The organism is Micromonospora sp. NPDC005203, from assembly GCF_042872705.1.
Classification (GTDB): domain Bacteria; phylum Actinomycetota; class Actinomycetes; order Mycobacteriales; family Micromonosporaceae; genus Micromonospora.
In genome coordinates this window covers 82,064-94,695 of record NZ_JBIAKV010000003.1, presented here as the reverse complement: position 1 = coordinate 94,695, position 12,632 = coordinate 82,064, and the positions used below count along the sequence as shown (strand labels likewise).

The window sequence follows — 12,632 nt, the reverse complement described above, 5'->3', positions numbered from 1 at the left end:
GAACACCATGACCGACCAGAGCCTGCACCTGGCCGTGGCGCTCGACGGTCTCGGCTGGCACCCCGCCGCGTGGCGGCTCTCGCGCGCCGACGCGACCGCGCCGCTGACCGCCCGCTACTGGAACGCCCTCGCCGGCGAGGCCGAACACGGCGCACTGGACCTGCTCACCATCGAGGACAGCCTCGACCTACAGACGTCCCGGCCGGACGGCCCCGACGACCGCACCGACCAGCTCCGGGGACGGCTCGACGCGGTGCAGATCGCCGCCCGGCTCGCCCCGCTGACCCGGCACATCGGGCTGATCCCGACCACCAGCACCACCCACACCGAGCCCTTCCACCTCTCCACGGCGATAGCCACGCTCGACCACATCAGCGGCGGGCGGGCCGGTTGGCGGCCCCGCGTCTCCGCCCGCAGGGCCGAGGCCGGGCACTTCGGCCGCCGCGACGTCCCGCCGCTGGACCCGGCCCGGTTCGACGAACCGGAGGCGGTCCGGTTCGTCGACGACCTCCTCGGCGAGGCCGGCGACGCGGTGGAGGTCATCCGCCGGCTCTGGGACAGCTGGCAGGACGACGCCGTGATCCGGGATGTGCCGACCGGCCGTTTCGTCGACCGGGAGCGGCTGCACTACATCGATTTCACCGGCCGGTGGTTCTCGGTCCGGGGTCCCTCCATCGTGCCCCGCTCACCGCAGGGGCAACCGGTCGTCGCCGCGCTGGCCCACTCGGCGGTGACATACGCGTTCGCCGCCCGCCACGCCGACGTCGTCTTCGTCACCCCGACCGATGCCGGGCACGCCGCGGCGATCGTGGCGGAGGTACGGGCGGCCGAGGCGACCATCGGCCGGACCGACGGGCGACTGCGCGTCCTCGCCGACGTGGTCGTCCTGCTCGACGAGTCGTCGACATCGGTCCGACGCCGTCGCGCCCGTCTCGACGAGCTGAACGGCGAGGCGTTCACGTCCGACGCGGCCATTTTCGCCGGCACCCCGGGGCAGTTGGCCGAACTGCTCGCCGAGTGGCACCGCGCCGGCGTGGACGGTTTCCGGCTGCGACCGGCCGTACTTCCCGACGACCTGACCGCGATCACCCGGGCGGTGGTGCCCGCGTTGCGGGATCGCGGTCTGTTCCGCGTCGACTATCCGGCCGGGACGCTGCGTGACCTGCTCGGCCTGCCCCGACCGGCCAGCCGGTACGCCTCCACGGCGACCGCCTGAGCACTGGAGACCCGTCATGCCCAAGCAGATCATCCTGGCCGCGCACTTTCCCGGCGTGAACAACACCACCGTGTGGAGCGACCCGGCGTCCGGCAGCCAGATCGACTTCTCCTCCTTCGTCCACCTGGCCCGTACCGCGGAACGGGGCAAGTTCGACTTCCTCTTCCTCGCCGAGGGGCTGCGCCTGCGCGAGCAGCGGGGCCGCATCCACGACCTGGACGTCGTCGGTCGTCCGGACACCCTGACCGTGCTCGCCGCCCTCGCGGCGGTCACCACGCACCTGGGTCTCGCCGGCACGCTCAACGCCACCTTCCGCGAGCCGTACGAGCTGGCCCGGCAGTTGGCCAGCCTCGACCACCTCTCCGGCGGGCGAGCGGCCTGGAACGTCGTCACCACCTCCGACGCGTTCACCGGGGAGAACTTCCGCCGGGGCGGCTACCTGGACCGCTCGCTGCGTTACGAGCGGGCCGCCGAGTTCGTGCGTACGGCGCGCGAGTTGTGGGAGTCGTGGCCGGCGGAGGCGATCGTGGGCGACCGCGACGCCGGCCGGTACCTCACCGGGGCCGGACCCGGGGGGTTCGCCCACCACGGCGACCAGTTCGACATCGCGGGGCACTTCACGGTGCCCCGCAGCCCGCAGGTGCACCCGGTGATCCTGCAGGCCGGCGACTCTCCGGACGGGCGCGAGTTCGCGGCGTCCAGCGCCGACGCGATCTTCTCCCGACACGGCACCCTGGAGGACGGCCAGGACTTCTACCGGGACGTGAAGTCCCGGCTGGCCCGCTACGGCCGCCAACCCGACGACCTGCTGGTCATCCCCGGTGTCACCTTCGTGCTCGGCGGGACCGACGCCGAGGCGCAGGAACGCGCCCACCACATCCGCCGCCAACAGGTCAGCCCGCAGACCGCGATCCTGCTGCTGGAACAACTCTGGAACCGGGACCTGTCCGGGTACGACCCGGAGGGTCCACTGCCCGCCGACGACCCGGATGTGTCCGGTGACGCGATCAGCCGAGGTCGCGCCGGCATGTATCCCGATCCGGTCGACACCGCGCGGCGGTGGCGGGCGCTGGCCGAGGAGAAGGGACTCGGCATCCGCGACCTGATCATCGAGGTCACCGGCCGGCAGTCGTTCGTCGGCACGGCACGGCAGGTCGCCGACAGGATGAACCACTTCGTGCAGTCGGACGCCGCCGACGGCTTCATCCTGGTGCCGCACCTGACCCCCGGCGGGCTCGACGAGTTCGTCGACCAGGTCGTGCCGCTGTTGCAGGAGCGCGGCGTCTTCCGCGGCGAGTACACCAGCACCACCCTGCGTGGCCATCTCGGTCTCGGCCCCGCCCGCCCGGTCGGTGCGGTGTGACCCCGCCGGCGACGGTGTGCCAGCGACGCTGGAACGATCCGGACGCCGTCGCGCTGCGCGCGGCCATGACGGCGGAGATGCGCCAACGGTACGCGGACCGCCTCGCCGACCCGATCCATCTGTCGGACGCGCAGGCGATAGCCCCGACCTCGGTCGCCTGGACCGGTGTGGCCTACACCGCCGACGCCACACCGGTCGGGCATGCCGCGCTGCGCTGGCGCGGCGCCGACCTGGAGCTCAAACGGATGTACGTGCTGCCCGCTCATCGGGGGCGCGGCGTCGCCCAGGCACTTCTCGACGCGATCCGGGAGACCGCCGGTCGGCTCGGCGCGGCGCGGATCGTGCTCCAGACCGGTGACCGCCAACCGGACGCGGTCCGCCGGTACGAGGTGGCTGGCTACCGGCCGATCCCGGTGTTCGCCCCGTACGACGTGTTGCCGTACTCCCGCTGCTTCGCCCTGGTGCTGCGCCCGACCCTGACCCTGCCCGCGAAAGTGACGGTCCCGGCGTGAAGTTCCTGCTGATAACGCTCATCACCCACCTGCCCGACCCGGTCACCGGCCAGCGCAGGAGCACCACGGACCGGTTCCGGGAGGTGGTCGACACGGCCGTCCTCGCCGAGGAACTTGGGTTCGACGGGTACGGCGTCGGGGAACGGCACGAGCACCCGTTCATCTCGTCGTCGCCGCCGGTGGTGCTGAGCCACATCGCGGCCCGCACCTCCACCATCCGTCTGTTCACCGCGGTCACCACGCTCAGCCTGCTCGATCCGGTCCGTGCCTACGAGGACTACGCCACCCTGGATCACCTCTCCGACGGCCGACTCGAACTGATCATCGGCAAGGGCAACGGTGCCGCGCAGGCACAACTGTTCCACGTCACCGCCGAGGACCAGTGGGACCGCAACCGGGAGGGCTACGAGCTGTTCCGCCGGCTCTGGCGAGAGGAGAAGGTCACCTGGTCCGGGAGGTACCGACCGTCGCTCACCGAGGCCGAGACCTGGCCACGCCCGCTCCAACAGCCCATCCGGGTCTGGCACGGCAGTGCCACCAGCCGAGACTCCGTCGACCTCGCCGCCCGGTACGGCGACCCCCTCTTCTCTGCCAACGTCACCAACCCGATCGAGCCGTACGCCGAACTCATCCGCTACTACCGGGAACGGTGGTCGCACTACGGGCACGACCCGGCTGACGCCCTCGTCGGTGCCGGCACCGCGGGCTTCTACGTGGCCCGCACCTCGCAGGAGGCCATCGAGCGGTACCGACCGATCTTCGACGCCCGGCTGGCCACGTTTCAGCGACTCGGCGTGCCACCCGTCTTCGCCACCCTGGAGGACGCCCTGGACCGCAGCTCGATGCTGGTCGGCAGCCCGCAGCAGCTCGTCGACAAGGTGTTGCGCTACCACGAACAGTTCGGCCACGAGGTCATCCACCTCCAGGCCGACCACGACGGGCTGACCGACAAGCAGCACCGGGAGAGCCTGGAGTTGTTCCAGGCCGAGGTGGCCCCGGTGCTGCGCCGGCAGATCCCCAGCCGTCCCTTCCGCGCGCCGGTGACCGCAGCCACCACGGCCTGACCAGAACGGGGACCACCATGCCCTCCACGCCCCTGTCCATCCTCGACCTGTGCCCGGTGCCCGCGGGCGGCACCGTCACCGACGCCCTCCGCAACACCGTCGACCTGGCCCGCCGCGCCGAGCAGTCCGGCTACCACAGGTACTGGCTTGCCGAGCACCACCTCGCCGCCGGTGTCGCCAGTTCCGCCCCGGCCGTACTGATCGGGCAGGTCGCCGCGGCCACCAGCGTGCTCCGCGTCGGCTCCGGGGCGGTACAGGTCGGGCACCGGACCGCCCTGTCGGTGGTCGAGGAGTTCGGCACCCTCGCCACCCTCTACCCCGGCCGCATCGACCTCGGGCTGGGCCGCTCCGGCCAGCGGCGCGTCGAGGCGGCCCGGGAAAGCGCCGCGCTGGCCCCGCCGCCGGTGGCGGGTCGGGTGGTCGACGGGCTGCTCATCCCGCCACCGTTCTCCTACGCCAGCGTGCTGGCCGCACCGCGTTTCGCCCTGACCACCGCCCTGCTGCACCAGCCGGGCGCGCAGCCGCCACCCTTCGGCGAGCAGGTGGCCGACGTGCTGGCCCTGCTGGGCGGCGACTACCGCGACGCCGACGGCCTGGACGCGCACGCCGTACCGGGGGAGGGTACCGACCTCCAGGTGTGGCTGTTGGGCAGCAGCGGCGGCGAGAGCGCCCGTCTCGCTGGCGCGCTGGGCCTGCCCTTCGCCGCCAACTACCACGTCAGCCCCTCGGCGATCCTCGACGCGGTCGCCGCGTACCGGGCCGCGTTCCAGCCCTCGGCCACGCTCGCCGAGCCGTACGTGGTGGTCTCCGCCGACGTGGTCGTCGCCGAGACCGACGGTGCCGCCAGACGGCTGGCGGCACCGTACGGCCCGTGGGTGCGCAGCATCCGCAGTGGCGAGGGAGCGATCCCGTTCCCGAGCCCGGAGCAGGCCGCCGCGTTGCCCTGGACCGACGACGATCGTGCGCTCGTCGCCGACCGGGTGGACACCCAGTTCGTCGGATCACCCGGGACGGTGGTCGAGCTGCTGCGGACCCTGCGGGACGTCACCGCGGCCGACGAGTTGCTGGTCACCACGATCACCCACGCGCACGGCGACCGGGTCAGCTCCTACGAGCTGCTCGCCAAGGAGTGGAACGACTGACCGTCACCGGTCAGGCCGTCTTGGGGGTGGCTCGCATACCCACGTAGCAGACCCGGGTGCCGTTGCTGAGGGTCGAGAAGACCACCGGCATGTAGTCCTCGCTGAAGGAGGGGCCTGCCCCGGAGGCGGCGAAGACGGTCTCGGTGACCGGCTCCAGGTCCATCTCCAGGGGCGGTGACAGGTCCGACATGTCGTCAACGAACTCGTACCGCAGGTGTGGCGAGCCGTCGTCGCCGCGGGAGACGGTGATGACGACACCCTCGCGCTGGTACGTGCCCAGCAGCGGCGCGAGGTCGATCGCGGGCGGGACGGACGCCGGGGCGAACGGTGCGGGCAGGACGACGCCGGCGAGTTCGGCGAGCAGGTCGCGGAACAGCTCGGCGTACAGCAGACGGGCCGCGCCGCCGTTGGTCATCAGGGCCAGGGCGACGCCCGCCTGCGGGACGACGCGCAGGTAGGCGTACTGGCCGATGGCGGCACCGTCGTGCCCGTAGCCGGCGATGCCGTCCCAGTCGTAGAGCGTCCAGCCCAAGCCCCACCCGTCGGCGCTGACCGTCCACTTGTCGGGCACGTCGACCTCGCGGTGTCGCATGGCGGCGACCGCGTCGGCGGAGAGGACGCGGGTGCCGTCGGGGGCGAGGCCACCGTCGAGGTGCATCTGCGCGAAGCGGGCCATGTCGCCGGCAGAGACGATGACCCTGCCCGCCGGCCCGACGGCGCGGGGCATCGGGTCCCAGAACGGGGCCGGATCGGGCAGCATCGCGGGCTCACCCAGGTGGCTCATGGCGACGCGAAAGCGCAGAGCCTCCTCCGGCAGCGTCATCGAGCGGTGCAGGCCGAGTGGCTCGAACAGGAGGTTCTTCAGAGCTTGGTCCCAGGTCAGGCCGGTGAGCCTTTCGACGACGCGGCCCAGCACGACGTAGCCGAGACCGCCGTACGAGATGGCCGTGCCGGGCGGGCAGTCCAGGGCGACCCGCCGGGCGGCCTCGACGTACCGGGCGAGGCAGTCGTCACCGCGGCCGCCGTCGAAGTTGAAGTCGTTGGTCACGCCGCCGGTGTGCGACAGCAACTGTCGGATGGTGATCGTCCTGGTGGCCTCGGGGTCGGGGGTGGCGAACTCCGGCAGGATGTCCACGACCGGCGCGTTCAGGTCCAGCTTTCCCGCGTCGGCCAGCCGCATGATGAGCGTGGCGGTGTAGACCTTGGCGATCGAGCCGGCCAGGAACACCGAGTCCGTGGTCACCGCCACGCCGGTGCCCCGGTGCAGCACCCCGCTGGCCAACTCGTAGACCTGTGCGTCGAGCACCACGGCCAGGCTCGCGCCGGGGACATGGTGGACAGCACGCAGCTCGTCGAATCGCTGCTGCCAGTGGTCGACGTCGAACCGTCGGTCGGTGGAGAACCCTTGGCCCCGGTTGATGTGGGCTTGCACCTCGCGGTCGGCGTTGCGGCTCATTGTCTCGAACATCGATCATCCCTTCGGTCGATCAGGTGGTCGCGGAGTCGGGGGGCGGATGGCGTGCCCTGCGGGCCGAGGGCGGTCGACACGGCGGTGCAGCTATGGAACGGCACGTGCCGTGCCGTTAGCGGCCCGTGCTCAGTGTGGCCACCGGGATGGGGAATGTCAACGGCACGTGCCGTGTCGATAGGGTGGCGTCATGAGTGACGACCGCCGCACCAGAGGCACCGACCGGACCCAGGCGATCATGCGCACCACTCTGGAACTGGCACAGGAGTTCGGCTATGCCAAACTCAGCATCGAGGCGGTAGCGGCCCGCGCCGGCGTCGGCAAACACACGGTCTACCGTCGCTGGCCCTCCAAGGGCGCCCTGTTCCTCGACGCGGTGCTCACCTCCGGGGGACCGGGGCTCGACTACCCCGACACCGGCGACCTCGTGGCCGACCTGCGCCAACAGATCCGCGCGGCCGTCGACCTCCTGGGCCGGCCGCCACTGGGTCCCCTCTACCAGGCCCTGGTGGGCGAGGCCCAGCACGACCCCAGGATCGCCGCCGCGCTCAACGAACGCTTCATCCGCCCCCAGGCCGACAGGACCGTCGCCCGGCTCAGGAAAGCCCAGCAGCAGGGTCAGCTGTCCGCCGAGTTCGACCTGGACCTGGCCATGGCCATCCTGTCCGGCCCGCTGTACTTCAGGCTCCTCATCACGCAGGAGCCGCTGACCCACGAGTACGTCGAGCGCCTGCTCAACGCCCTGCTGGCCGGGATGGCACCGAGACCATAGGGTCCGGCAGGCGGGTCGCCTCACCGCGAGGTAGGGCGGACACCTGTTCGCCGTCAGGGGGGAGCCACGCCGTTCTGGTGGGTAGTGGAGCTTCCGGCGCCCCGGATGCGTGAACCATTTCCCGTACCGGTGCATCAAACCCAGTGACAGACCCTCCAGAGGAAGGACCGTTCATGCGCGGCAGACTGCTTGTCGGTGTGGTGCTCACCCTTACGTTCGTCGGCGGTTGCACGTCACCGTTCGACCGGGTCGGCGGCGACGCCGCGCCCGCCGGCTCCCCGTCCGCCAGCGTGAGCCCGACACCGAGCGATCCGGCCTCGACCACCCCCAGCCCGACCGCTCCGGCCAGCCCCACCCCGGCCACCCGCACCACCGGGCCGGCCAAGCCGCTGAGCGAGATCAGGCGGACCGACTGGCCCAACGCAGTCATCGGCAACCTGAAATTCTGTGGAGGGTCCGACGACACGGTCAGGTTCCGCAACGGATCGAACGGCGCCCCCGTGCCGTGCCGGATCCTGCCGGGCGGCGCGCGCCCGGTGTACGCCGAGTTCGTCGTCGAAGAGCCAGCGAACGCGCCGTCGACCGAGGACGCCCTCATCCTCGTCGAGCTGGGCGATCCCGGCTCCCGACGGGCACAGGCCCTGGTGCCCGTCCAGCTCTCCTACAACGGCAAGGAGCGGAACGCGTGGCCGTACATCGTGGGCGACAGCGACGGGCCCGACGAGATCGAGACGTTCATCTCGTACCGGGTGGTTGACCAGGACGTGCAGGCCACCGTCCGCAAGCTCGACGGCAGCACCGAGAAGCGGCAGTGGCGCAAGGCCGACGGCGGCGGAAGATGGGAACGGACTACCGTTGAGTGACCAGCGACGCGTGCACCCGCAACGTGCCGAGGATCTCGTCGGTACGGTCAGCGCCGTCGCTCTGCCTGACCTGGACGTACACGCCGACGACGCCGTCGGCCGCGACGAGGGTGACCTCGCTGAAGGACGTCTGCGCGCCCCCGCAGCGCGCCCAGTGCCCGACGTTCCCGCTGAGGGCGCCGACGGTGACCGCCCGATCGGCGGCACGCGTGCATCCGCTGTGATCCGGCAGTGTCGGCCTCTTCGCTCCCGCGAGAGCACGGCTCAGCCCGACGAAGACCCCCGGTGTCGCGCTGTCCACGTCGGACCAGTCACTGAGGTCCGCCCCGACGAGCAGGCCGGGCCGGCGTTCGTCGACGAGGCCGATCACGGCCGGGTCCCAGCCGGTGTCCCGCAGTTGCCGTGCCCAGCCGTCCGGGACGGCCACCGAGAGCGCGCCGGTCGCGTCGGCCACCCGCGTCCAGCCAAGCGCGGCGGTGGGAACGGTGGCCGATCCGGCCATGACCAGCGTCGCGGCCACGGTGCCGACGGCGGCGAGGCTCCGCCGGGTCCGCCGCAGCCATGGGCGGGCCGGAACCCGTCGCGCGGCAAGCAGACCCTCCAGCGCGGTGGCGTACGCGGCCGCGGTCGGCCAGCGGCGGTCCGGGTCGCGGTGCAGGGCGCGACGGACGGCGCGCTCGACCGGGGCGGGCACGCCCGACGCCGACTCCATCGCCCGCCCCGGTGGCAGTCCGGTCATCATGTGCTGGGTCAGGGCACCGATCGCGTAGACGTCGGCGCGTGCGTCCAGCCCGCCGCCCGGGACCAACTGCTCCGGTGCCATGTAACCGGGCGTGCCGGCGGTCACCGTGAACCCGGAGGCATGCGCGAGTGCCTTCGCCAGCCCCAGGTCGGCGACCAGCACCCGACCTCCGGCGGTGGTGGTGTCGAAGAGGACGTTGGAGGGCTTGAGGTCGCGGTGCAGCACCCCGTTGTCGTGCAGCACGGCCACCGCCCGGGCGATGTCGGCGGCGGTGCGCAGCGCCTCGCGCACCGGCATCGGCCCGTTGGCCAGCCGGTCCGCGAGCGTGCCGCCTCCGGCGTACGTCATCACCAGGTACGGCCGACCATCGGGCAGCTCGCCGATGTCCAACACCCGCACCAGGTGGTCGGAGTCGACCTGCCGCATGAACCGGGCCTCCTGGCGGAAACGCGCCCGGATGTCGGCGCGTTGCGACCAGTTTTCGGCGAGCACCTTGATGGCCACCGGGGATCGCAGCTCGTCGTCGTACGCCAGCCACACGGTGGCGAACGCCCCGCTGCCGACGGGGTGTGCGATTCGGTACCGGCCGACCTGCGACGGGATGGACACGACCGTATTATCCGGCAACCGGAACTGCGGGTGTCGCAGACGAGCGGGGGGAGCGCCGGTGGTGGACGGGTCGTCGATCGAGGATTTGGCACGTCGGGCGGCGAACGGCGACAGCGGCGCGTTGGACGAGCTGTTGGTCGCGATCAGACCGATGGTGCTTGAGCAGTGCGGACGGTTCCTGCCCTGCCGGCAGGACGCCGAGGAGGCGGCCCAGGATGCGTTGGTGCAGGTGGCCAGGCACATCGAGCGATTCGAGGGCCGGTCGCTCTTCTCGACCTGGTTGCACGTCGTGGTCGCCAACTGTGCCCGCCAGACCTATCGGTCCCTGCGGCGACGGGCGGCCGAGCAGCCCGGCCTGCTGCTGCCCGTCGAGGTGGCCGACCCCCGTACGACGAGCGTCATCGCCGGGTCGCGCCTCGACCTGCTCGACGCGTTGGACCGGCTGGAGGCCCACCGGCCGGAGCTGGTGACGGCACTGGTGTTGCGGGACCTGTGCCAGATGGACTACCAGGAGATCGCCGAGCAACTGGGCATTCCGGTCGGCACGCTGAAGTCCCGGATCCATCACGCCCGCCGGCACGTCCGCGAGTCGTTGCGGGGTGGGGAGTAGGGCGGCGCTCTTGCCGGACATCGCCTCGATCTGGGGTTTTGTCGCCGATCGAGTGACATCGTTTGACATGCGTCGTCGACCCATCTTTGATATTCGATGTTCATAGTTCGACTTGGTCGGGTGCCGGTCGTCCGGCGCCGGATCGGTCCGGTCGACGCCCCGATCCTGGAGGACGGATGTCAGCTCTCGCGCGGACCAACCCACGTCAGGCACGACGACGACGGTTACTGCCGGCGGCGATGGCAGCGGTGACGCTGCTGAGCATCGCGATCGGTGTGCCAGCATCGGCCGCGCCGGCCTCCACGGTGGTGAGCGCGGCGTCGGGCCGCTGCCTGGACGTCGTCGGCAACGTCCGGACGGCCGGCGCCGGCATCAACATCTACGACTGCAACGGTCAGGCCAACCAGTCCTGGGCGTTCACCTCGGCCGGTGAGCTGCGGGTCTACGACGAGACGATGTGCCTGGACGTGGTCGGCCAGGACACGACCGCGCCGGCCACCCTGCAGATCAACTCCTGCACCGGCGGCGCCAACCAGCGCTGGCGGATCAACACCAGCGGGACGATCGTCGGCGTCCAGTCCAGCCTGTGCCTGGACGTCAACGGCGCCGGCACCGCCAACAGCACCCTGGTTGGTCTCTGGACCTGCAACGGGCAGGCCAACCAGCGGTGGACGACGGCGCTGGGCAGCTCCGACACCCAGCCGCCCACGGCTCCCGGCAGCCCGCGGGTGAGCGGCCTGACGTGCGACTCCGTGACCTTCGCGTGGAATGCCTCGACGGACAACGTCGCGGTGGCCTTCTACGACGTCTACCACGACGGCCAGTTGATGAAGTCGGTGAGCGGCTCGACGCTGTCCACCAGCCTCACGGTGGTCGCCGGAGCGACCTGGGGCCTGTACGTCAACGCCCGGGACGCGGCCGGCAACGTGTCCCAGGCGAGCACCACCGTGTCGATCACGCCCCCGCAGTGTCAGGCCGACACCCAGGCGCCGAGCGCGCCGCAACAGCTCTCCGGCACCGCGTCGGGCACCACGGTGACCCTGCGCTGGACCGCGTCGACCGACAACATCGGCGTCCGGGCGTACGACATCTTCCGGGGTGGCGTGAAGGTCGGCACGGTCACCGGCACGCCGCCGGTGACCACCTTCACCGACAGCGGGCTGGCGGCGAACACCGCGTACCAGTACTACGTGGTGGCCCGGGACGCGCAGGACAACGCCTCGTCGCGCAGCGCCACCACGACGGTGACCACCGGCGCGGGCTGCGGCAACCCGGTGTGCGGGGTGCGCCAGGTCACCACCGACACCGACGTCCCGTGGGGGCTTGTCACGCTGTCGGACGGCACCGTGCTCTACAACCGCCGCGACGCGCACGACATCATCCAGCTCAACCCCACCACCGGGGTCAAGACCAATCTGGGTACGGTGCCGAACGTGCAGAGCACCGACGGCGAGGGTGGCCTGCTCGGGCTCGCCGTCTCGGCCAGCTTCGCCAGCGACCGCTGGTTGTACATCATGCACACCTCGCCCAGCGACAACCGGATCGTGCGGATCAAGTTCGAGAACGGCCGCCTCAACACCTCCAGCGAGCAGGTGCTGGTCAGTGGCATCCGGCGGAACAAGTACCACGATGGCGGCCGGCTGCGCTTCGGCCCGGACGGCAAGCTGTACGCCAGCACGGGCGACGCGCAGAACGGCAACTACGCGCAGGACCGGTCGGCCCTCGAAGGCAAGATCCTGCGTCTCAACCCGGACGGCACGGTCCCCTCGGACAACCCGTTCGGCAACTACGTCTGGAGCTACGGCCACCGCAACCCGCAGGGGTTGGCGTTCGACTCGCAGGGTCGGCTGTGGGAGCAGGAATTCGGCAACTCGATCATGGATGAGACCAATCTGATCACGAAGGGCGGCAACTACGGCTGGCCGGCGTGCGAGGGCACCAGCGGCACCTGCGGGACGGCCGGCTTCATCGCGCCGGCGCGCACCTATCCGACCTCGGAGGGGTCCTGCTCCGGGATCACGATCGTGCGGGACGCGCTCTACGTGGCCTGTGCGCGGGGTGCCCGGATGTATCGCGCGGTGATCAGCGGCAGCAGCCTGACGAACGTGCAGACGTACTTCAGCGGCACCTACGGCCGTCTGCGGACGGTGGAGCCGGCTCTCGACGGCGGGTTGTGGTTGACCACGACCAACACCGGTGACAAGGACAGCACCCCGAACAACAGCAACGAGAAGATCCTGCACGTCACGCTCGGCAACTGACAGCTGTGGG

At 71.2% G+C, this 12,632-nt stretch carries 11 protein-coding genes; 9 read left to right on the top strand and 2 right to left on the bottom strand.

The annotated features are described in order from the left end of the window. The first annotated feature begins 7 nt into the window (after positions 1 to 7). Genes ACFYPM_RS10380 through ACFYPM_RS10360 form a run of 5 tightly spaced genes read left to right on the top strand, consistent with a single transcriptional unit; the run spans position 8 to position 5,297 of the window. A complete protein-coding gene (locus ACFYPM_RS10380) occupies positions 8 to 1,216 on the top strand; it encodes an LLM class flavin-dependent oxidoreductase (RefSeq protein ID WP_387193690.1) in 1,209 nt (402 codons plus the stop codon). A 16-nt stretch (positions 1,217 to 1,232) separates the two neighbouring features. After that, entirely contained in the window at positions 1,233 to 2,579 is a 1,347-nt protein-coding gene (locus tag ACFYPM_RS10375) for an NtaA/DmoA family FMN-dependent monooxygenase (protein ID WP_387193687.1), read from the top strand. Next, entirely contained in the window at positions 2,576 to 3,091 is a 516-nt protein-coding gene (locus ACFYPM_RS10370; RefSeq protein ID WP_387193684.1) for a GNAT family N-acetyltransferase, read from the top strand. Before ACFYPM_RS10375 ends, ACFYPM_RS10370 begins: the two co-directional genes overlap by 4 nt. Continuing rightward, entirely contained in the window at positions 3,088 to 4,155 is a 1,068-nt protein-coding gene (locus ACFYPM_RS10365; protein ID WP_387193681.1) for an LLM class flavin-dependent oxidoreductase, read from the top strand. Before ACFYPM_RS10370 ends, ACFYPM_RS10365 begins: the two co-directional genes overlap by 4 nt. A gap of 17 nt (positions 4,156 to 4,172) precedes the next feature. Further along, positions 4,173 to 5,297 (top strand): LLM class flavin-dependent oxidoreductase, encoded by a 1,125-nt coding sequence (locus ACFYPM_RS10360; protein ID WP_387193678.1) that lies wholly within the window; start codon positions 4,173 to 4,175, stop codon positions 5,295 to 5,297. Between the two features lie 10 nt (positions 5,298 to 5,307). Here ACFYPM_RS10360 and ACFYPM_RS10355 read toward each other — a convergent pair whose 3' ends face one another. Further along, on the bottom strand, positions 5,308 to 6,765 hold the full coding sequence (locus tag ACFYPM_RS10355; RefSeq protein ID WP_387193674.1) for a serine hydrolase domain-containing protein: 1,458 nt from the start codon (positions 6,763 to 6,765) through the stop codon (positions 5,308 to 5,310). Between the two features lie 190 nt (positions 6,766 to 6,955). Here ACFYPM_RS10355 and ACFYPM_RS10350 point away from each other — a divergent pair, with 190 nt between their 5' ends. Both ACFYPM_RS10350 and ACFYPM_RS10345 read left to right on the top strand, forming a co-directional pair. Then, on the top strand, positions 6,956 to 7,537 hold the full coding sequence (locus ACFYPM_RS10350) for a TetR/AcrR family transcriptional regulator (RefSeq protein ID WP_387193671.1): 582 nt from the start codon (positions 6,956 to 6,958) through the stop codon (positions 7,535 to 7,537). Positions 7,538 to 7,710: 173 nt separating this feature from the next. Then, positions 7,711 to 8,400, top strand: coding sequence for a hypothetical protein (locus tag ACFYPM_RS10345; protein WP_387193668.1), 690 nt, complete (start codon positions 7,711 to 7,713; stop codon positions 8,398 to 8,400). On the opposite strand, the gene ACFYPM_RS10340 is transcribed toward ACFYPM_RS10345, so the two are convergent. Then, positions 8,387 to 9,751 carry a serine/threonine-protein kinase gene (locus tag ACFYPM_RS10340; RefSeq protein WP_387193665.1) on the bottom strand — a complete coding sequence of 455 codons (1,365 nt, stop codon included), beginning with the start codon at positions 9,749 to 9,751 and terminating at the stop codon, positions 8,387 to 8,389. The two genes, ACFYPM_RS10345 and ACFYPM_RS10340, sit on opposite strands and share 14 nt — an antisense overlap. 58 nt (positions 9,752 to 9,809) lie before the next feature. Between ACFYPM_RS10340 and ACFYPM_RS10335 the strand changes: the two genes are divergently transcribed. Together ACFYPM_RS10335 and ACFYPM_RS10330 are read left to right on the top strand one after the other, a co-directional pair. Beyond that, positions 9,810 to 10,361 carry an RNA polymerase sigma factor gene (locus tag ACFYPM_RS10335; RefSeq protein ID WP_387193662.1) on the top strand — a complete coding sequence of 184 codons (552 nt, stop codon included), beginning with the start codon at positions 9,810 to 9,812 and terminating at the stop codon, positions 10,359 to 10,361. 176 nt (positions 10,362 to 10,537) lie between these two features. Further along, positions 10,538 to 12,622: a PQQ-dependent sugar dehydrogenase gene (locus ACFYPM_RS10330; protein ID WP_387193659.1), complete on the top strand. Its 2,085-nt coding sequence runs from the start codon at positions 10,538 to 10,540 to the stop codon at positions 12,620 to 12,622. The last annotated feature ends 10 nt before the right edge of the window (positions 12,623 to 12,632 follow it).

What these genes read in the sequence shown, in the direction of transcription:
- ACFYPM_RS10380 (WP_387193690.1), top strand. Translation starts at nt 8, where the DNA reads ATGACCGACCAGAGCCTGCACCTGGCCGTGGCGCTCGACGGTCTCGGC.
- ACFYPM_RS10375 (WP_387193687.1), top strand. Translation starts at nt 1,233, where the DNA reads ATGCCCAAGCAGATCATCCTGGCCGCGCACTTTCCCGGCGTGAACAAC.
- ACFYPM_RS10360 (WP_387193678.1), top strand. Translation starts at nt 4,173, where the DNA reads ATGCCCTCCACGCCCCTGTCCATCCTCGACCTGTGCCCGGTGCCCGCG.
- ACFYPM_RS10355 (WP_387193674.1), bottom strand. Translation starts at nt 6,765, where the DNA reads ATGTTCGAGACAATGAGCCGCAACGCCGACCGCGAGGTGCAAGCCCAC.
- ACFYPM_RS10350 (WP_387193671.1), top strand. Translation starts at nt 6,956, where the DNA reads ATGAGTGACGACCGCCGCACCAGAGGCACCGACCGGACCCAGGCGATC.
- ACFYPM_RS10345 (WP_387193668.1), top strand. Translation starts at nt 7,711, where the DNA reads ATGCGCGGCAGACTGCTTGTCGGTGTGGTGCTCACCCTTACGTTCGTC.
- ACFYPM_RS10330 (WP_387193659.1), top strand. Translation starts at nt 10,538, where the DNA reads ATGTCAGCTCTCGCGCGGACCAACCCACGTCAGGCACGACGACGACGG.